Raw genomic sequence first — 18337 nt, forward strand, 5'->3', positions numbered from 1 at the left:
TCACAGCGTCGCGAGCATCGCCTTCATGGTGTCGATCTCCTTCTGCTGGGTATCGACGATGGCATGGGACAACTCGATCGCCGGGCCGTACTGCCCCTTGGCGATCTCGTCCTGAGCCATCGCGATCGCGCCCTCGTGATGGGCGATCATCTGGGTGACGTACAGCTTGGCCGCCGCCGGGCCCGGGGCGTTACGCAGCGTGTCGATGTCCTGGGGGGACACCATGCCTTGCATCCCGTGGTCCATCGGCGCCATCGCGGGACTGCCCCACGATGTCAGCCAGCCCTGCATCTGTGCGATCTCGGGCGCCTGCGCAGCCTTGATCTCGGTGGCCAGCTGAACGACCCGAGGGTCGACCCCCTGCTTGGCCAGCAGGATGTCGCTCATCTCCACGGCCTGGGTGTGGTGCGGAATCATCATCTGGGCGAACATCACGTCGGCATCGTTGTGCGCCGTGGCGTCGGCGGTAGCCGACGTCGACCCGGCAGCCGGCGCGGAGCTCTGATGTCCACTGTGATCGGCCTCCTCGGTCGCACCGGACTGATTGCTACAGCCCACCACCAGAACGGCGACCGCCGCCGCGATCGCTGCCGCTGCCTTCTTCATGTCTCTCCTCACATCCGGGTCGGATCATTTACCCATACCCCCTACCGGTATATCATGGGCTCATGAACATCGTTCTCCGTGTCGAGGGTATGAGTTGCGGCCACTGCGTCTCGGCGATCACCGCCGCGGTGCAGCCGCTGCCCGGCGTCGCCTCCGTCGCCGTCGACCTCGCGGCCGGCACCGTCACGGTGGCCGGCACGGCCGACCCCGCCCTTGATCCCCAGGCCGTCACCACCGCCATCGAGGACTGCGGGTACGACGTCTCCCGCGCGGCATGAGCACCTTGACGCTCGACGTCGGCGGGATGACGTGCGCATCCTGCGCGGCGCGAATCGAGAAGCGGCTCAACCGGATCGATGGCGTGCACGCGACCGTCAACTTCGCCACCGAGCAGGCCCGGGTCGACTTCCCCGACACCGTCAGCCCCGACGACCTGGTCGCCGCGGTGGCCGCGACCGGGTACACCGCGACCGTGCCCACACCGGAGCCGGCACCCGAGCCCGAACGTGACGAGGCCGACGGGTGGCGGCAACGGCTGCTGGTCAGCGCCGCGCTGAGCGTGCCGGTGGTCGCGCTGTCGATGATCCCGGCGTTGCAGTTCACCAATTGGCAATGGCTGGCGTTCACCCTGGCCTCACCCGTCGTGGTGTGGGGTGCATGGCCGTTCCACCGGGCGGCGTGGACCAACCTGCGGCACGGCGCCGCGACCATGGACACGCTGATCTCGGTGGGAGTGACCGCGGCCTACCTGTGGTCGGTGTGGGCGCTGTTCTTCACCCATGCCGGGATGCCCGGCATGAAGATGCCGTTCGAGTGGGTGTCCCGCGGCGGCGCGCCGCACCTGTACCTGGAGGTCGCCGCGGCCGTCACCACCTTCCTGCTCACCGGGCGGTACTTCGAGGCGCGGGCCAAGCGCAAGTCCGGTGCGGCCCTGCGGGCACTGCTGGATATGGGCGCCAAGGACGTGACCGTCATCCGGACCGGGGCGAGCGAAGCGACGGGGAAAAGTACCGGGGCGAGCGAAGCGACGGGGAAAAGTACCAACGGCGAGGTGCGGATCCCGATCGCCCAGCTGGCCGTCGGTGACGTGTTCGTGGTGCGCCCCGGGGAGAAGATCGCCACCGACGGCACCGTCACGGCCGGCACGTCGGCCGTCGACGCCTCGATGCTGACCGGAGAGCCGGTGCCGGTCGACGTCGGTCCCGGCGACACCGTGGTCGGCGCCACCGTCAACGTCGGTGGCCGCCTCGAGGTGCGGGCGACGCACGTCGGCGCCGCGACCCAGTTGGCCCAGATGGCTCGCCTGGTCAGCGACGCCCAGAGCGGTAAGGCCGAGGTCCAGCGGCTGGCCGATCGCGTCTCGGCGATCTTCGTGCCGATCGTCTTCGGTCTGGCCGTGCTGACGCTGGCCGGGTGGCTGCTGACCGGTAATTCGGTGGCCGCGGCGTTCACCGCCGCCGTCGCGGTGCTGATCATCGCGTGCCCGTGTGCGCTGGGCTTGGCGACGCCGACTGCGCTGCTGGTGGGCACCGGCCGCGGCGCCCAACTCGGCATCCTGATCAAGGGGCCACAGGTGCTGGAGTCGACCCGCCGCGTGGACACCGTGGTGCTGGACAAGACCGGAACGGTGACCACCGGCCGGATGGCGGTGGTCGGCGTGCATGTCGCCGACGGCGAGTCCGAGGCCGAAATCGTCCGACTGGCAGGTGCTTTGGAGCACGCCTCGGAGCATCCGATCGCCAGGGCGATCGCCCAGTACGCCGGTGCTGCGTTGCCGACGGTGACCGGGTTCGAGAACCACGGTGGCCGCGGGGTGACCGGTGTGGTCGAGGGCCGCACCGCCGCCGCGGGCCGGGCCTCCTGGCTGGAGCTGCCGGTTCCCGCCGGGCTGCGCGCCGCGGCCGAGGCCGCCGAAGCCGAGGGCCGCACACCGGTCTGGTTCGCCGCCGACGGGCGCATCCGCGCGGTGATCGTCGTGTCCGACACCGTCAAGGACACCGCGGCCGAGGCGATCGCCCAGTTCCGTGACCTCGGCCTGACGCCGGTGTTGCTGACCGGCGACAACCGTGGCGCCGCGGAAGCCGTTGCGACGCAACTGGGTATCGAGAAGGTGGTGGCCGAGGTGCTGCCCGCGGACAAGGTGGCCGAGGTGAAGCGACTGCAAGCCGACGGCGCGGTGGTGGCGATGGTCGGTGACGGCGTGAACGACGCCGCCGCGCTGGCGCAGGCCGATCTCGGATTGGCCATGGGCACCGGCACCGATGTGGCGATCGAGGCGTCGGACCTGACCCTGGTGCGTGGTGACCTGCGGGCGGCCGCCGACGCGATCCGGTTGTCCCGGGCCACGCTGCGCACCATCAAGGGCAACCTGTTCTGGGCATTCGCGTACAACGTCGTCGCGTTGCCGCTGGCCGCGCTGGGGCTGCTGAACCCGTTGATCGCGGGAGCCGCGATGGCGTTCAGCTCGGTGTTCGTGGTGACGAACAGCCTTCGGCTGCGCCGCTTTTCACCGATCCGCTAACCGCGCCCGGAACAGTTTGGTGTCATCTTTGATGCCTTTGAGCCGGCGTGCGCCGGCGAAGGACCACTCGAACCCGGCGTCGTCGCCGATCGCGTCACGAACGGCCTCGGATACCAGTACCGAGCCCGGCCTGGCCACCGCGGTGACCCGGCTCGCCAGGTTGACCGGGCTGCCGAACCAGTCCCCGCTGCGGTTGACGGCCAAGCCGGTGGTCACACCGGCGCGCAATCGCAGGAAGTCGTCACCGGCCTCGGTGGCGTCGACGAGTGCCAACATGGTGCTCAGCAGCGGTGCGGGCTCGGGGCTGACCAACATGACGGCGTCGCCGATGGATTTGATGAAGCGCACCGGCGGGACCACGACATCGCGGGTCAGGTCGACCAGCCGGCGGGCGAGGTCCTCCAGCTCCTCCGGGGGCACCGCCTCACCGAGCCGGGTGAAGCCGACCAGGTCGGCGAAGGCGACCGCCACCGGCCGGGCCCCCGGCAAGGGCAGACCGGCGGCGCGCTCCCCCGCGGTGACGGCCTCGGTCTCCATCGTGTGGCGCAACTGCAGCCGCAGCATGTCCTGGATCATCGGGCCGAGCAACGGCTGGGCGGACAGCAGCAGCGCCTCCGACGCTCTGGCGATGTCGAGTTCGGTGGTGCCGCCGTCGGAGATCATCGCCGACAGGGCCGTGAACCGCAGTGCCTCAGCGGTTTTGGCCAAGCCGTCGGCGATCACCCGGACCACCGCGACGATCCGCTCCTCGTCGAAGCCCAGGTCGACGAACTGCTTGACGTAGGTGAACATCTCGGCGTCGACCGCGGGATACACGGGCGCGTCCGGATCGTCGGACTGCGGCACCCCGATGGCGCGTTGGATGTGGCCGACCAGGCCCGGATCCACGCCATACGTCCGGCTGATCTGTCGTGCGGAGACCAGCCTGCCGTCGTCGCCGAGCGCGCGGCGGGACACCAACAGCAGCGGCGCGTAGGAATCCCGGATCTGTTCGACGGTGATGCCCCGCTCCAACAGCCACGGGATCAACTCGGCCCGCTCGGCGCGCGCCTCGCCCTCGAGGCCGTCGAGCAGGTCGGCGAAATCTGGGGAGTCCACGACGTCAAGGTAGCGGTATGCGACAGTCAGTGGAATGACCGACGTGCTGCTCGGACTGCCGCCGTTGATCGGCCCCGGCGCCCGGCTGCTGATCTGCGGCAACATGCCCAGCGTGATGTCACTCGCCTCCGGCGAGTACTACGGCAACCCACGCAACGCGTTCTGGCGGATCACCGCGGAAATCGTCGGCTTCCCCGCGGACGCCCCCTACCCCGCACGGGTTGCGGCGTTGCGCAGTCACGGAATCGCGGTGTGGGATGTGCTGCGATCGTGTGTGCGCGAGGGCAGCCTCGATTCGACGGTGCGGCCCGACAGCATGGTGCCCAACGACTTCGCCACGTTCTTCGAGCGTCACCCGACGATCGAACGGATGGTGTTCAACGGGGCGGCCGCCGAGGCGAATTACCGGCGGCTGGTGCGCGACGCGCCGGCCAAACCCAGCCTGCGAGTCCCGTCCACCAGCCCGGCCCAGACCATGCGCTACGCCGAGAAATTGGCCGCTTGGCGAACGGCGCTGGCCGGTTAGGATCGCGCCATGCAAGCTTCGGTGACCGTGCACATGGATGCACCCGCCGACCAGGTGTGGAACCTGATCGCCGATATCCGGAACACCCCGAAGTACTCACCCGAGGTGTTCGCCGGAAATCGGCCGGTCAACAATTGGCATTACGCGCTGGCGCCCGCGGGTGCGGGCACCGATGTCACCGAGTCGTTCCGGATGACTCCGGGTCTGCTGGACACCGTGTTCGGCATCCTCGGCGGCCAGCTGCGGACCCGGCGCAACATCCGGGACATGACCACCACCCTCAACAGGATCAAGGCCGAGGCCGAGGTCGAGGCGGGCTGATCACGCCGCCGTTCCCGGCGGCGCGTCCGGTTTGGGTGTCCGGCCGGGGTTCTTGTCACCCATGATTACTTCGGGGTGGTGGTAGTTGTTGGTGCGGCCTTGGCCGGTGTCCAGTGCCGGGGGCGGTATCCATTCGACGGAACCGTCGTTGCCGACGACGGTGGTCCAGCCACCGTCGCTGACGAGTCGGTTGTGTGGGCCGCAGGCCAGCACGAGTTCCTCGATGTCGGTCTGCCCGTCGCGGGCGAAGTCGCTCTTCGCGTGGTGGGCCTGGCAGCCGTAGGCGGGCACCCGGCAGCCCGGGAACGTGCACCCGCGCTGCCGATAGGTCAACACCAGACGCTGGTCCGGGCTGGCGCAGCGCCGGGTCCGCCCGAAATGCAGTGGCTGCCCGGTCACGTCGTCGAACACCGCCAAACACCACCACGCGTGGGCGGCCATCCGGAGGACATCGCGCATCGGCACCCGAGACCCACCCGCGGTGACCGCCTGCCCGGTGACCTCCTCGAATTCGGCCATCTTCGCTCCGAGCACCACCGTCACCGGCAACCCGTTGTGCTGCCCCAACTCCCCCGATGCCAGCGCGTTGCGCGCTACGGTGACCAGCGCGTCATGCTGACGCTGCCCCAACGTTCGGGTGTCGGCATCGATCGCCTCCTGTGACGGGGTGCCCTTTGTACACGGGATCTCGTCCTCGGGATTGCACATCCCCGGACCGGCCAACTTTCCAAGCATCGGTTCCAGGTAGGCCCGGCCTTCCGGGGTGAGGGTGCCGTGGAATTCGCTGTTGCCATCCTCGTCTTGGAGGCCCATCACGAAGCTGCGACGATCCTCGCGGCGCGCGGCGACGTCATCGTCGTTGGGTTCGGGACCGTCGGGGTCGACGACCTCCAGCAGGTGTTTGGCCAGCCGACGCAGGGTGTCGGGGTCGTGCACCGTGGCGTAGGCCGCAAGCTGGGCCTCCGCCTCGGCGCGGGTTGGCGCGCCCGCCCCTACCGGGAGTTTCTTCATAGTCTTGGTGATGATCCTGATGTGTTCGGCGCCGATCTCACCGCGGGCCTGGGCTGCCGAGGTCGCCGGGTACACCGGATCCAGCAACTGACCGGTCACCGAGCGGCGCGGGGCGAGCAGTTCACCTTCGGTCAGGCGGCGGTGGGCTTCCTTGTTCGACAGGCGCAACCGGATGCCCAGCGCGTCAGCCCAGCTGCGCGCCCCCAGATCCGCCGGGCCCGCTTGGGCTTTGAGCGCGGCCATCACCCGATGCTGTACCGCCGGAATCCGGCGGTACAGCTGTTCCAACGCGGTCTGGATGTCCAGCAGCTCGGTGATCGAGGCGTCGTCGAAGGAGGCGCCCGACAGTGTGTCGAGCACCGCGATCAGATCGGCCACAACCTCCATATGTCGAACACTAGTACGAACCACCGACATCTGCGGAGTTATCCACAATCACGAATTTCTCGACAGCCGCACGCCCGCAACAGGATTCGGCTGTCGCTGAAAAGTCGCTCGGAGGCGGGCATCGGACATATGTCCCGACACCGCGTCGGGGAGTTCAGGCGCCGTCGTGCCAGAGCGCGGACACGACTTCCACCCACCGCGCGGGGTGTGTGCTCCAGAAGTTGTGCGGCACACCCGCGACTTCACGAAACCGTCCCCGCGGCACCAAGGCGGCCAACTGGCGCAGCGGCCAGTCGGGACGGATATCCTCGCCCGCCGCGACAAACGTCATAGGCACCCGGCTATCCGCCAGCCGGCGGAACAACCCCGCCTCGTGGATCCATTCCGTGAACGAGGCATTGAGTGCCGCGTGCACCGCGGGCTCCCACGCGATGTCGAAATCGTCCTCGGTGTGCCGGCCCGCTTGATAGACCGCCGACCACGTCCGGTCCTTGTGCAGGCCGTGGCCCGCGATCCCGACCACCGCCCGCACCCGGTCGGGATGGTCCAGCGCGTAGCGCACGGCGAGATCCGATCCGAAGGAATGACCCACCGCGATCCATGATTCGACGCCCATTGCCGTTCGGATGGCTTCGAGGTCGGCCACCGCCTGGTCGAGGTCATGGGGCCCGCCCCGAGACCGTCCCACCCCGCGCGGCTCCGGAAACCAGGACCGTGTCCCGCGCGGCGCCAGCGCGTCGTTCTCCAGGTAATTCACACAACCCGGGCCACCGGACAGGATCACCACATCCGGGCCGTCGCCGGTCACACCGACGTGCAGGGCAACGCCATCCGCGGCCCGCACCGCCACCGCCCGCACCGCGCTACCGAACAGACCCATGGGGCACCGTCGGCACCGGTGGCCGCCGATTCGCCCAGGGCCGCGCCGTCTCGAGTTGCGCGCTCAACGACAACAGCGTCGTCTCGTCGAACGGCCGGCCCATCAGCTGGATCGACAGCGGGATCCCATCCCGGTCCAGGCCCCACGGCACCACCGCGGCGGGTTGTCCGGTGACATTGCACAGGGCCTGGAACGGCACCCGGCCGGCCACCCGGGCCAGCGTGGAGATCGCGCCGCGGCGCTGGTAGGCACCGATGCGGGACGGCCCGGTGGCCGCCCCCGGGGTGATCACGACGTCGACGTCGTCGAAGATGGACAGCACCCGCGCGGCGATGGCAGGCTCGGCGGCCAGGATGGCGTCCATCCGCCGCTGCGGGATCAGCCCGCCGATACGCGCGAAAGCCCTTGTCCGGGAATCCAGCCGGTCCGGGTGTGGCAGCATCCGCACATCCTCGTAGACACCGCGGAAGTACCGCGGCAGCGCGTGTCCGTACACCACGCCCACGGGATAATCCGGATCGCGTTCGACGACGTCGTGCCCCAATTCCCGCAGCACCGCAACGGCATCGGTCACCGCCGCCCGCTGCGCGGCGCCCACCCGCGCTGTCACCAGCGGCGGCACCTTGCAGCTCACGGCGATCCGCAACCTGCCGGGCTGCCGCGTTGCCGCGGCCACGAAATCCTGACCGGGCGCGGTGGCGTCGAGGAACAGCGCGGCATCCTCGACCGTGCGGGCCAGCGGTCCGTTGGCCACCAGGCCGCACCACGAGTTCTCGTGCGGTGCCGTCGGGACCCGGCCCCGCTGCGGCTTGATCCCGAACAGTCCGCACCACGTGGACGGTATCCGGATGGATCCCATGCCATCGGATCCCAACGCGATCGACGCGAGGCCCGCCGCGACTGCGGCGCCGCTGCCGCCGCTGCTCCCGCCGGGGGCGAAGTCGCGATTCCACGGGTTGCGCGTCGCGCCGTAGGTCAGTGTCTCGGTGAACGGCCAGATCATCATCTCGGGCACCGCCGTCTTGCCCAGGATCACCGCACCCGCTGCCCGCAGTCGGCGCACCACCTCGGCATCGGCGGTCACCGCGGGGCCGTGCGCGCTGCTGCCGTAGGTGGTCACCTGGCCGGCGATATCGGTGTCGTCCTTGATAGCGACGGGCACGCCGAGCAGCGGCAGCCGCTCCCCCGCCTCCAGCCGGGCTTGCGCAGTCGCCGCTTCGGCGCGCGCAGGCTCGGTGAGAACCACGCGGTAGGAACGGATTCCGGGATCGATCCGGGCGATCCGGTCCAGGAAGAGTTCCAGCAGGTCCGGCGCGGTGACGGTGCCGGCGGCCAACATGCGGGCATGTTCGGCGGCACCGGCGAACGCGATATCGCTCATTGGCGCAACGGTAGCGCCCCGGGTCCGTGCGTGGTGGCGTACTCCCCAGGTGTGCAGCCCAGCATCGCGCGGAAGTCGTTGCCGAAATGCGCCTGGTCGTACCAGCCGAGCCGGGTGGCCAGGTCGGCGAAGTCGACGCCGGGCGTGCTCTCGATCTCCAGGGCCGCCTGCTGCAACCGGTAGCGGCACAGCACCCATTTCACCGGGACGCCGACGTAGTGGCCAAAGATGCGCTGCGTGGTCCGCTCGCTCCACGGTGACAACGCCATCACCTGCGACACCTTGTGCAGGCCCGGATCCGCTTGCATCCGCGTCACGAGTGCGGTCAGCCGGCCGTACACCGGGTCCGGTGGCCCGGCGAAGGCGCCGATCGCCACGTCCAGCCGGGTCCGCACCGCCTCGATGTCGTCATCGAATTCGATTGCCGCACCGAAGAGTTCGTCGTCAACCGGCCGGACGAGACCGGTGAGCTGCGCGGCGTCCCTGCCGAACCGGGCGGTGAAGCCGCCCGGCAGGAACCGGGCACCCACCACCGTGCCGCGCTCGCGGATGGTGGTGCGGAAAACCTTCGGAACCACACCGTGCACCAGTGTGGTCGGCAGCGGGAAGCCGTGCCGGCCACCGTCTTCGCCCCATTCCCGGGTCAGGTGCAGCGCCGGAAAAGTGATCACCGTGCTGTCGAAGGGGCCCTCCCGGCGCCGGTCCCACCGCACCGACCAGAAGTGCTCGACGAACCGGCCCGCCGCCTCCGAGGGCGGCCAGCGGCGAAGTTCGAAGGCCGAGGCACTGCCCGCCCGGCCCACCACGCCGCGCACCGGCCCTGGCGTGTTTTTCCAAGCCGCCATGACCGCAAGGCTACGAAACTGAGGACATGAGCAGCACACCGATCCCCCGGGGATACACCAGCCTGACCCCGTTCCTCTGCGTCGACGGTGCCGCCGCGGCGATCGACTTCTATGTCGACGTGTTCGGCGCCACCCTGGTCAGCCGGATGGACGGGCCGAATGGGACCGTCGCGCACGCCGAACTGGACTTCGGCGCGGGCCGGCTGCAACTGGGCGATCCGCAGGACGCCTACCAGCTGGCGGCCCCCGACCGCGGCGCCTTCGCCACCGAGTCGATCGGCCTGTACTGCGCCGACGCCGACGCGGTGGTGGCGCGGGCCGTCGACGCCGGCGCCACCGTCCGTGAACCGCTGCAGACCTTCGTCACCGGTGACCGATTCGCGTCGATCATCGACCCGTTCGGCCGGCGCTGGACGGTGATGACCCGGGTCGAGGACATCACTCCCGAAGAGCAGGAGCGCCGGCTGGCCGAATGGGCCTCCGCCAACGCCTGACGACGGGCGGCTAACGTGGCGGGATGGCCTGCGTGTTCTGTTCGATCGTCGCCGGGGAGGCCCCCGCGTTGCGGATCCACGAGGACGACGACTACCTCGCCTTCCTCGACATCCGGCCGTTCACCCGCGGGCACACCCTGGTGATCCCGAAGCGGCACACTGTGGACCTGACCGACACACCACCGGACACCGTCGCCGGCCTGGCGGTGCTCGGGCAGCGCATCGCCAAGGCAGCGCGGCTGTCCGGCCTGCACGCCGACGGCAACAACATCGCCATCAACGACGGCAAGGCCGCCTTCCAGACGGTGTTCCACCTGCACCTGCATGTGGTTCCGCGCCGCACCGGGGACAAGCTGTCGTTCGCGAAAGGCATGGTGTTGCGCCGCGATCCGGATCGCGCGGCGTCGGCGCGGCTTCTACGTGCGGCGTTGGCGAACATGGACGAAACTGCGCAGGATTGAGCCATGACGCATCTGTCGCCGATCGAGCAGGTCGGGCTGCGAGTCCTGCACCTGCATGACCTGCTCTATCAGAAGACCAACGGCCTGATCGGGCATCGCATCCCCGGGCTGCCGAACAGCCTGCTGTTGCACACGGTCGGGGCCAAGACCGGGCAACCGCGGGCCAACACCTTGAGCTACGCCCGCGACGGCAAGGACTACCTGGTGGTGGCATCGATGGGCGGGGCACCGCGCTCACCGGGCTGGTACCACAACCTCAAGGCCCATCCCGACGTCGAAATCAACGTCGGGACAAAGCGTGTGGCGGCCACCGCGCGTCCCATCCTGCCGGACGACCCCGATTACCCGCGGCTGTGGCAGCTGGTGAACCGCAACAATGCCAACCGCTACGAGGCGTATCAGAAGAAAACCAGCCGGCCGATCCCGATCGTCGCGTTGACGCCGCGGGCCTGAGGTCAGCTCCGCCAGACGACCCGCTGGCCGATGACGCAAGGCCAGCCATCAGCGGCTACACCTCCGTGGCCGCGGAAGCGGGTCGTGTCAGAGCAGTTCTTTGGCCAGCAGCTCGAGGGTGGTCTCGCGGGCCGGTGCGGTCGCAGGTGCGGTGCCCCGGTGTGCCGAACCGACGGGGCTGATCATCACCTCGTCCACGTCGAACTGCTCTGCCAGGGCCCGGATCTGATCGGCGGCCTCGGCCGGCTCACCCACCACGGTGCGGGCCCGGCCGGAGTCCACGATGAGCTGTTCCTGCGCCGAGATGGTCGCGGCGAGGGCATCTTCCACCAGATCCAGCGGTCCCAGCGGCCGCCCGGTGCGCAACCGGCCCATCATCTGCAGATTGGGCAGCAGCAGATCCTGCGCCTCGGCATGGGTCTGCGCCACCGACGCGTTCACGGTGAGGAACGTCAGAGGCTCGGAAAGCTCTGCGCTGGGCCGGAATTCGGCGCGGTAGGCGGCCAGCGCCTCGGCGGTGCCCTGACCGCTGAAGTGGTTGGCGAAGACATAGGGCAACCCCTTGGCCGCGGCCAGGTGCGCCGAGTACATCGACGAGCCGAGCAGCCACAACCGCGGCTCGCTGCCGGCGTTCGGGGTGGCCTTGAGCACGTAGTCCTGCTGCTGCAACAGGCCACCGCGGGTCAGCTCGACCCGCACGCCACGGGCACCCATCAAGGCGGCCACATCGTCGAGGTACTGCGGGAAACGCTCGATATCCGAATCGTCGCGCCCGGCGGCACCCCGCAGCGCCACCGAGGTCACCGGGTCCGATCCGGGCGCCCGGCCGATGCCCAGGTCGATCCGTCCCGGCGCGGCCGCCTCCAGCAGGGCGAACTGCTCGGCCACGGCCAAGGGTGCATGGTTGGGCAGCATCACCCCGCCCGAACCCAGCCGGATGGCCGAGGTCTGGGCGGCCAGATAGGCAATCAGTACCGGCGGGCTGGTGGCCGCCACCGCGGCCATGTTGTGGTGCTCGGCCACCCAGTACCTGGTGAAACCCAGCCGATCGGCGGTCTTGGCCAGCGCCGCGGTGGCCGCCAGCGCATCGGCTGTCGACTGGTCGGAGCGGACGGGAACGAGATCGAGAACAGAAAGCCGCACGTGGGCGTCAACGCCGGGTGATGCCGGATCGTTCCCGCGCCGCCCGGAAAACGTCGTCGAGCATGGCCGGCGTCAACCGGCCGGTGAACATGTTCTGCTGGCTCGGGTGGTAGCAGCCCAACAGCACCCGGCCTGTTGCCAGTGGCACCGCCGCGCCATGGCCGAACACCGGCTTCGGTTGCCCGGCCCACTCGTCGGCCAGCAGCGTGGACGCCGTCTGCCAGGCGAAGGTGCCCAACGCCACCACCACCCGCACATACGGCGCCACCAGGCGCCATTCGGCCTGCAGCCACGGCGCGCAGGTCACCCGCTCCTGCGGCGTCGGTTTGTTGGCGGGCGGGGCGCAGCGCACCGGTGCCACGATTCGCACCCCGTTGGCCCGCATCCCGTCGGCGGCGTCGACGCTGTGGCCCGAACTGACCAGTCCGGCGCGGTGCATCGCCGCGAACAACTGATCACCGGACCGGTCGCCGGTGAACACCCGGCCGGTGCGGTTGGCGCCGTTGGCCGCGGGCGCCAGTCCCACCACAAGCACGCGGGGCCGGGCCGCACCCCAACCGGCCACCGGACGTCCCCAGTACGGCTCGTCGGCGAAGGCCCGGCGCTTGGTGACCGCAACCTCCTCCCGCCAGGTGACCAGCCGCGGGCACGCCTTGCAGACCGTGACCGCCGCGTCGAGTTCGGCGACGGTGCCGATCCCGGCGGCCAGCGCGGAGACGGTTTCGGCATCGACCGCGACGGGTGTACCGGGTTTCGCCCGGTCCCCCGGCCAGCCCGTCCCCGGCGGCACCGGCGACGGGAACAGCCGGCCGGTACGGGGATGGGGAAGCCTGGCGGTCACGCATCCATCCTGTCCGAAATTCGATGGCCGGGGATCGCACGGCGCTGTTAGATTCTGCGGCGATACGCCATGAACATACGCCACCGCGGCCCCGCGCTGCTGATCCTTGTCGCAGCGCTGGCCGCGGGTTCGGGCAACGGCATCTCGATGATCGCATTCCCGTGGCTTGTGCTGCAACGCAACGGATCTGCGCTCGACGCCTCGGTGGTGGCGATGGCCGGAACCCTGCCGCTGCTGGCCTCCACCGTCATCGCGGGCACCGCGGTCGACTACATCGGCCGGCGCCGGGTGTCGATGATCGCCGACGGGCTGTCGGCACTGTCGGTCGTCGCCGTGCCGGTGCTCGCCATGGCCTTCGGCGCGCAGGTGATCAACGTCGCCGTACTGGCCGGGCTGGCCGCCCTGGGCGCCGCATTCGACCCGGCCGGCATGACGGCGCGCGAATCGATGCTGCCCGAGGCCGCCAAGCGCGCCGGGTGGACCCTCGACCACGCCAACAGCGTCTACGAGGCGGTGTTCAACCTCGCCTATATCGTCGGGCCCGGCATCGGCGGCCTGCTCATCACCACCCTCGGCGGGGTGAACACCATGTGGGTCACCGCCGCGATGTTCGGGCTGTCCATCCTGGCCATCGCGGCCCTGCGTCTGGAGGGCGCGGGCAAACCGGACCGCGACGCGTTGCCCGACGGGGTGCTCTCGGGTGTCCTCGAAGGCCTGTCCTTCGTGTGGAACACCAAGGTGCTGCGCACCCTGGCGATCATCGACCTGACCGCCACCGGGCTGTACATGCCGATGGAAAGCGTGCTGTTTCCCAAGTACTTCACCGACCGAAACGAACCGGCGCAGCTGGGTTGGGTGCTCATGGCGCTGTCGGTGGGCGGGCTGGTCGGCGCGCTCGGATACGCGGTGATGTCCAGATTCCTGAAGCGGCGCACCACGATGCTCATCGCGGTGATCACCCTCGGGGTGGCCATGACGATCGTCGCCTTCCTGCCCCCGTTGCCGGTGATCCTGCTGTTGTGCGCCGTCGTCGGTTTCGTGTACGGGCCGATCGCCCCGATCTACAACTACGTCATGCAGACCAGGGCCCCGCAGCACCTGCGCGGCCGGGTGGTGGGCGTGATGGGATCGCTGGCGTACGCCGCGGGGCCGCTGGGCCTGTTGCTGGCCGGCCCACTGGCCGACACGGCCGGATTGCACGCCACCTTCCTGGCGCTGTCATTGCCGATGCTGGCGATCGGCGTGGTCGCCGTCGCGCTGCCGTCACTGCGCGAACTCGACCGGCCCGCGTGACGCGACGGAATCCGGCTCAACACTAGGCATTCTGCGCAGCCCCCTCTTACGCTACCTATGTGCGTTTGACCTGGCCGTTGATGGGCCGCTCCGCGGAGATCGGGGCCGTCCGCGCCGGGGTGTCGGCCCGGGACACCGCAGGGGTGGTGGTGTGCGGTCCGGCCGGTGTCGGCAAGAGCCGTCTGGTCCGTGACGCGCTACAGGGCAGCGAGTACCGCTGGATCGTCGGTACCACGTCGGCCCGCGACATCCCGCTGGGGGCGTTCACGGCATGGACGAGGTCCGCCGACGACGACCGGTTGAGGCTGGTGCACAGCGTGATCGAGGCGGTGACCGCGGCCCCGCCCGGGCGCAAAGTCATCGTCGCCGTCGACGACGCCCATCTGCTCGACGACCTGTCGGTCTTCGTGCTGCACCAGATCGTGCAGTGGGGTGCCGCCAAGGTGGTGCTCACCGTCCGCGACGGCAGTGACGGGACGGGGATCCCGGAGAGTGTCCGAGAGCTCTGGAAGGACAAGGACAATCGGGTGTTCGCCCGCCTGGACCTGCAGCCGCTGGCCCGGCAGGAATCCGCGGATCTGCTCGCCGCGGCGCTGAACGGCCCGGTCGATCCCGACGCGGCAGGCCGGCTGTGGACGCTCACCCGCGGCAACGTGCTGTATCTGCGCAATATCGTCGAGCAGGAACTGGCCGACGGCCGCTTGCAGCAGCGCGCCGGATGCTGGCAATGGGTCGGCGAGCCGGTGCTGCCGAACAGCCTGGTGGAGCTCATCGAATCGCGGTTCGGCGACCTGCCGCCCGCCGTGGGCGCTGTCGTCGACGTGCTCGCCGTCGGTGAACCCATCGAGCTGGCCGCCCTGCAGCGCATCACCGACCGAGAGTCGGTCGAGGAAGCCAATATTCGCGGGCTGATCACCGTGGACCCCAGCGATTCGGGCGTGCAGGCGCGGGTGGCCCATCCGCTCTACGGCGAGATCCGCAGGATGCGGGCGCCGTCGACGACGCTGCGCAGGCTGCGCGGCCTGGTGGCCACCGAACTGGCCGCCGGGCCCGACCGCGACGAAATGCGCGTGGTGGTGCGCCGTGCCAGCCTCAGCCTGGACTCCGACCTGCCCCCCGATACCGACCTGCTGGTGCACGCGGCCAGGGGGGCGATCTGGTTGGCCGATCTGCAGCTGGCCGGCCGACTGGCCGAGGTCGCCATCGCCGGCGGCGCCGGGGCGGACGCGCACTTCCTGCACGCCCACGCGTTGTCGTGGTCTTTCCGCGGCGCGGAGGCCGAAAGCGCGCTGGCCGAGCTGGCCGCGGGGCCGTGGGACGACCTCGACCGTGCCCGATTCGTCTATCTGCGCGCCACCAACCTGTTGTGGGCGCTGTCCCGCCCGGACGAGGCCAAGGCCCTCGTCGATGCGGTGTCGGTCGGCCCTGCCGGGCGTGCCTGGATCGACGCCTTCCTGGTCATCTACTGGTTTGCCACGGACCGGCCGGCCGCCGCGCTGGAGGCCGCCAAGGCCATCAACTTGCCCGACCTGCCCGGCGTGGTGGGCGCCGAAACCGCGTTCGCGCTCACGGCAGTCACCGCGGAGGTCGGCCGGACATCGGACGCCCTGAAAACCGCGGCGACCGGCTATGCCGCCGCCGTGCGCGGCCACGATGCCCCGCACATGCGCTTCAACATCGCCGACGCCGAGCTGGGTGCCCTGTTGTTGGCGGGACGCCTGACCGACGTCGAGCCGCTGGCCGATCGCGTGCTCACCCAGTCCGCCGAACTCCCCGGCGCCGCGCACGCGCTCGGCGCGGCCATAGCCGGCCGGGCGGCGCTGGGCACCGGCCGGTTGCGTGACGCCTGCCGGCTGCTCGACCAGGCGGCCACGGCCTTCGCTGCCCAGCACTCCACCGGATGGGGTTACCGCTACAACGTGGTGCGGGCCACCGCGCTGGCCATGCACGGCCACGTCGCCGACGCCGCCGCCATCCTGGACGAGATCGACGCGCTGGCGCGACCGTTCCGGTCGCTGTCCTGCGAACGCAGTATCGCGCGGGCCTGGGTGGCCGCAGGTCAGGGCGTGGTGAGTGAGGCGGTCGGCATCCTCGCGGTGGCCGCCAAGACGGCGGCGGCCAACGGCCAGTTCGCCGCCGAGGTGATGTGCCTGCAGCTGGCCACCCAGTTCGGCACCCCCGAGCACGCCGATCGGCTGGCCGAGCTGGCCGGGCTGACCGAAGGCCCCCGTTCCGGGCTGGCGGCCCGGTTCGCCGCCGCGCTACGCGACGGAGATGCCCAGGAATTGGCGGCCGTATCAGAGGATTTCGAGGCGATGGGAGACCTGGCCGCGGCCATGGATGCCGCCGCCCACGCCGCCATCTGTCACCGCAGCCGCGGCCGCCGCGGCTCGGCGCTGAACTGCTCGGTGCGGGCCGAGGCGCTGGCCGAACACACCGGGGTCATCACCCCGGCGCTCGAGCAGGCCGCCGAGCCCTTGCCGCTGACCGAGCGCGAGTGCGAGGTGGTCGCGCTCATCGCGGCCGGGCTGCTCAACAAGGAGATCGCCGAGCGGTTGCAGCTGTCCGCGCGGACGGTCGAGGGACACGTCTACCGGGCCATGCACAAGACCGGCACCTCCAGCCGCGAGGAGCTGGCCGAACTCTGGCGGCGGCGCAAGCGGCGCCCGCAATAGATCTTCGGTTCGTGACGCCGGCCATACACTGGCCGGGTGAGTTCCCCGCTGGACAGCCTGATCGCGGCCTTGCCCGAAGGCACCGTGGTCACCGATCCCGATATCGTCGCCTCCTACCGACAGGACCGCGCCGCCGATCCCCATGCCGGGACCGCGCTGGCGGTGGTCCGGCCCACGCGCACCGAAGAGGTGCAGGCCGTGTTGCGCTGGGCCGGCGGGCACGGTGTCGCGGTGGTGCCCCGTGGCGCCGGGACGGGCCTGTCCGGCGGGGCCACCGCCGTCGATGGCGGCATCGTGTTGTCCACCGAGCGGATGCGCGATATCACCGTCGACACGGCCACCCGCACCGCCGTCGTGCAGCCCGGACTGCTCAACGCGGAGGTGAAGAAGGCCGTCGCCGCGTACGGGTTGTGGTATCCGCCGGACCCGTCGTCGTTCGAGATCTGCAGCATCGGCGGCAACATCGCCACCAATGCCGGTGGGCTGTGCTGTGTGAAGTACGGCGTGACCACCGACTACGTGCTGGGCCTGCAGGTGGTGCTGGCCGACGGTACCGCGGTGCGCCTCGGTGGCCCTCGGCTGAAGGATGTCGCCGGGCTGAGCCTGACCAAACTCTTCGTGGGCAGTGAGGGCACGCTCGGCGTCGTCACCGAGGTGACGCTGAAACTGCTTCCCGCCCAGCATGGTCCGTGCACCGTGGTGGCATCCTTCGACTCCGTGGCGGCGGCGGCGAATGCGGTGGTGACGATCACCGGCAAGATCCGCCCGTCGATGCTGGAGTTCATGGACGCGGTGGCGATCAACGCCGTCGAGGACAAGCTGAAGATGGGGTTGGACCGCAACGCCGCGGCGATGATGGTGGCCGCTTCGGACGAGCGCGGGCAGGCGGGCGCCGACGACGCGGAGTTCATGGCGCAGGTGTTCACCGACAACGGTGCCACCGAGGTCTTTTCGACATCCGATCCGGACGAGGGTGAGGCGTTCGTGGCGGCCCGCCGGTATGCGATCCCCGCGGTGGAGGCCAAGGGCACACTGCTGCTGGAGGATGTCGGGGTGCCACTGCCGGCGCTGGCCGATCTGGTGGCGGGGATCGAGAAGATCGCGGCGCACCGCGAGGTGATGATCTCGGTGATCGCGCACGCCGGCGACGGCAACACCCATCCGCTGATCGTGTTCGACCCCGCCGACACCGACATGGCGCAGCGAGCCGATGTCGCGTTCGGCGAGATCATGGATCTGGCCGTGGCGCTGGGCGGCACCATCACCGGTGAGCACGGGGTGGGCCGGCTCAAACGGCCCTGGCTGGCCGGCCAGATCGGGCCGGAGGCTTTGGAATTGAACCGGCGGATCAAGGCGGCGCTGGACCCGGCCGGCATCCTCAACCCCGGCGCGGGGATCTGA

Annotated in this window: 18 protein-coding genes; 10 read left to right on the forward strand and 8 right to left on the reverse strand. The window is 70.0% G+C overall.

Features of this window, described 5'->3' with window-relative positions:
• Nucleotides 1-606 carry a DUF305 domain-containing protein gene (locus AWB94_RS21205; RefSeq protein ID WP_062657697.1) on the reverse strand — a complete coding sequence of 202 codons (606 nt, stop codon included), beginning with the start codon at nucleotides 604-606 and terminating at the stop codon, nucleotides 1-3.
• A gap of 62 nt (nucleotides 607-668) precedes the next feature.
• Here AWB94_RS21205 and AWB94_RS21210 point away from each other — a divergent pair, with 62 nt between their 5' ends.
• Together AWB94_RS21210 and AWB94_RS21215 are read left to right on the forward strand one after the other, a co-directional pair.
• The gene (locus AWB94_RS21210; protein WP_062657696.1) at nucleotides 669-884 is read left to right on the forward strand and encodes a cation transporter; all 216 of its coding nucleotides are present in this window, start codon (nucleotides 669-671) and stop codon (nucleotides 882-884) included.
• Complete coding sequence (locus AWB94_RS21215) at nucleotides 881-3127, forward strand: heavy metal translocating P-type ATPase (protein ID WP_085122493.1); 2247 nt, start codon at nucleotides 881-883, stop codon at nucleotides 3125-3127. The genes AWB94_RS21210 and AWB94_RS21215 overlap by 4 nt, the downstream gene beginning before the upstream one ends.
• Here the strand turns inward: AWB94_RS21215 and AWB94_RS21220 are convergent.
• Nucleotides 3113-4225: an adenylate/guanylate cyclase domain-containing protein gene (locus AWB94_RS21220; protein WP_234811823.1), complete on the reverse strand. Its 1113-nt coding sequence runs from the start codon at nucleotides 4223-4225 to the stop codon at nucleotides 3113-3115. The two genes, AWB94_RS21215 and AWB94_RS21220, sit on opposite strands and share 15 nt — an antisense overlap.
• A gap of 34 nt (nucleotides 4226-4259) precedes the next feature.
• Between AWB94_RS21220 and AWB94_RS21225 the strand changes: the two genes are divergently transcribed.
• Both AWB94_RS21225 and AWB94_RS21230 read left to right on the forward strand, forming a co-directional pair.
• Nucleotides 4260-4751: a DNA-deoxyinosine glycosylase gene (locus tag AWB94_RS21225; protein WP_062657694.1), complete on the forward strand. Its 492-nt coding sequence runs from the start codon at nucleotides 4260-4262 to the stop codon at nucleotides 4749-4751.
• A gap of 9 nt (nucleotides 4752-4760) precedes the next feature.
• On the forward strand, nucleotides 4761-5072 hold the full coding sequence (locus tag AWB94_RS21230; RefSeq protein WP_062657693.1) for an SRPBCC family protein: 312 nt from the start codon (nucleotides 4761-4763) through the stop codon (nucleotides 5070-5072).
• Here the strand turns inward: AWB94_RS21230 and AWB94_RS21235 are convergent, their stop codons facing one another.
• From AWB94_RS21235 to AWB94_RS21250, 4 genes are all read right to left on the reverse strand, one after another.
• On the reverse strand, nucleotides 5073-6470 hold the full coding sequence (locus tag AWB94_RS21235) for an HNH endonuclease signature motif containing protein (RefSeq protein WP_062657692.1): 1398 nt from the start codon (nucleotides 6468-6470) through the stop codon (nucleotides 5073-5075).
• A 154-nt stretch (nucleotides 6471-6624) separates the two neighbouring features.
• Nucleotides 6625-7350 carry an alpha/beta fold hydrolase gene (locus tag AWB94_RS21240; protein WP_062657691.1) on the reverse strand — a complete coding sequence of 242 codons (726 nt, stop codon included), beginning with the start codon at nucleotides 7348-7350 and terminating at the stop codon, nucleotides 6625-6627.
• Complete coding sequence (locus tag AWB94_RS21245) at nucleotides 7334-8731, reverse strand: amidase (RefSeq protein ID WP_062657690.1); 1398 nt, start codon at nucleotides 8729-8731, stop codon at nucleotides 7334-7336. Before AWB94_RS21245 ends, AWB94_RS21240 begins: the two co-directional genes overlap by 17 nt.
• Nucleotides 8728-9576 (reverse strand): AraC family transcriptional regulator, encoded by an 849-nt coding sequence (locus AWB94_RS21250; protein ID WP_062657689.1) that lies wholly within the window; start codon nucleotides 9574-9576, stop codon nucleotides 8728-8730. Before AWB94_RS21250 ends, AWB94_RS21245 begins: the two co-directional genes overlap by 4 nt.
• A gap of 26 nt (nucleotides 9577-9602) precedes the next feature.
• Between AWB94_RS21250 and AWB94_RS21255 the strand changes: the two genes are divergently transcribed.
• Genes AWB94_RS21255 through AWB94_RS21265 form a run of 3 tightly spaced genes read left to right on the forward strand, consistent with a single transcriptional unit; the run spans nucleotide 9603 to nucleotide 10984 of the window.
• Nucleotides 9603-10070, forward strand: a complete 468-nt coding sequence (locus AWB94_RS21255; RefSeq protein WP_062657688.1) for a VOC family protein — start codon at nucleotides 9603-9605, stop codon at nucleotides 10068-10070.
• A gap of 23 nt (nucleotides 10071-10093) precedes the next feature.
• Nucleotides 10094-10531, forward strand: a complete 438-nt coding sequence (locus AWB94_RS21260; RefSeq protein WP_062657687.1) for an HIT family protein — start codon at nucleotides 10094-10096, stop codon at nucleotides 10529-10531.
• Between the two features lie 3 nt (nucleotides 10532-10534).
• A complete protein-coding gene (locus AWB94_RS21265; protein ID WP_062657686.1) occupies nucleotides 10535-10984 on the forward strand; it encodes a nitroreductase family deazaflavin-dependent oxidoreductase in 450 nt (149 codons plus the stop codon).
• Nucleotides 10985-11071: 87 nt separating this feature from the next.
• Here the strand turns inward: AWB94_RS21265 and AWB94_RS21270 are convergent, their stop codons facing one another.
• Together AWB94_RS21270 and AWB94_RS21275 are read right to left on the reverse strand one after the other, a co-directional pair.
• On the reverse strand, nucleotides 11072-12127 hold the full coding sequence (locus AWB94_RS21270; RefSeq protein ID WP_062657685.1) for an LLM class flavin-dependent oxidoreductase: 1056 nt from the start codon (nucleotides 12125-12127) through the stop codon (nucleotides 11072-11074).
• Between the two features lie 7 nt (nucleotides 12128-12134).
• On the reverse strand, nucleotides 12135-12968 hold the full coding sequence (locus AWB94_RS21275) for a uracil-DNA glycosylase (protein ID WP_062657684.1): 834 nt from the start codon (nucleotides 12966-12968) through the stop codon (nucleotides 12135-12137).
• Between the two features lie 69 nt (nucleotides 12969-13037).
• Here AWB94_RS21275 and tap point away from each other — a divergent pair, with 69 nt between their 5' ends.
• The 3 genes from tap to AWB94_RS21290 are packed head-to-tail and all read left to right on the forward strand — an operon-like array spanning nucleotide 13038 to nucleotide 18337.
• Nucleotides 13038-14261: a multidrug efflux MFS transporter Tap gene (tap, locus tag AWB94_RS21280; protein ID WP_062657683.1), complete on the forward strand. Its 1224-nt coding sequence runs from the start codon at nucleotides 13038-13040 to the stop codon at nucleotides 14259-14261.
• A gap of 59 nt (nucleotides 14262-14320) precedes the next feature.
• The gene (locus AWB94_RS21285; RefSeq protein WP_062657682.1) at nucleotides 14321-16936 is read left to right on the forward strand and encodes a helix-turn-helix transcriptional regulator; all 2616 of its coding nucleotides are present in this window, start codon (nucleotides 14321-14323) and stop codon (nucleotides 16934-16936) included.
• 36 nt (nucleotides 16937-16972) lie between these two features.
• Nucleotides 16973-18337: an FAD-binding oxidoreductase gene (locus AWB94_RS21290; RefSeq protein ID WP_062657681.1), complete on the forward strand. Its 1365-nt coding sequence runs from the start codon at nucleotides 16973-16975 to the stop codon at nucleotides 18335-18337.

Source organism: Mycolicibacterium canariasense (genome assembly GCF_002101555.1).
In the GTDB taxonomy this organism is placed as follows: Bacteria; Actinomycetota; Actinomycetes; order Mycobacteriales; family Mycobacteriaceae; genus Mycobacterium; species Mycobacterium canariasense.

Coding starts and splice junctions, on each gene's coding strand:
- AWB94_RS21250 (WP_062657689.1), bottom strand. CDS start 9,576: ATGGCGGCTTGGAAAAACACGCCAGGGCCGGTGCGCGGCGTGGTGGGC.
- tap (WP_062657683.1), top strand. CDS start 13,038: ATGAACATACGCCACCGCGGCCCCGCGCTGCTGATCCTTGTCGCAGCG.
- AWB94_RS21210 (WP_062657696.1), top strand. CDS start 669: ATGAACATCGTTCTCCGTGTCGAGGGTATGAGTTGCGGCCACTGCGTC.
- AWB94_RS21245 (WP_062657690.1), bottom strand. CDS start 8,731: ATGAGCGATATCGCGTTCGCCGGTGCCGCCGAACATGCCCGCATGTTG.
- AWB94_RS21265 (WP_062657686.1), top strand. CDS start 10,535: ATGACGCATCTGTCGCCGATCGAGCAGGTCGGGCTGCGAGTCCTGCAC.
- AWB94_RS21205 (WP_062657697.1), bottom strand. CDS start 606: ATGAAGAAGGCAGCGGCAGCGATCGCGGCGGCGGTCGCCGTTCTGGTG.
- AWB94_RS21240 (WP_062657691.1), bottom strand. CDS start 7,350: ATGGGTCTGTTCGGTAGCGCGGTGCGGGCGGTGGCGGTGCGGGCCGCG.
- AWB94_RS21260 (WP_062657687.1), top strand. CDS start 10,094: ATGGCCTGCGTGTTCTGTTCGATCGTCGCCGGGGAGGCCCCCGCGTTG.
- AWB94_RS21225 (WP_062657694.1), top strand. CDS start 4,260: ATGACCGACGTGCTGCTCGGACTGCCGCCGTTGATCGGCCCCGGCGCC.
- AWB94_RS21235 (WP_062657692.1), bottom strand. CDS start 6,470: ATGGAGGTTGTGGCCGATCTGATCGCGGTGCTCGACACACTGTCGGGC.
- AWB94_RS21215 (WP_085122493.1), top strand. CDS start 881: ATGAGCACCTTGACGCTCGACGTCGGCGGGATGACGTGCGCATCCTGC.
- AWB94_RS21255 (WP_062657688.1), top strand. CDS start 9,603: ATGAGCAGCACACCGATCCCCCGGGGATACACCAGCCTGACCCCGTTC.
- AWB94_RS21230 (WP_062657693.1), top strand. CDS start 4,761: ATGCAAGCTTCGGTGACCGTGCACATGGATGCACCCGCCGACCAGGTG.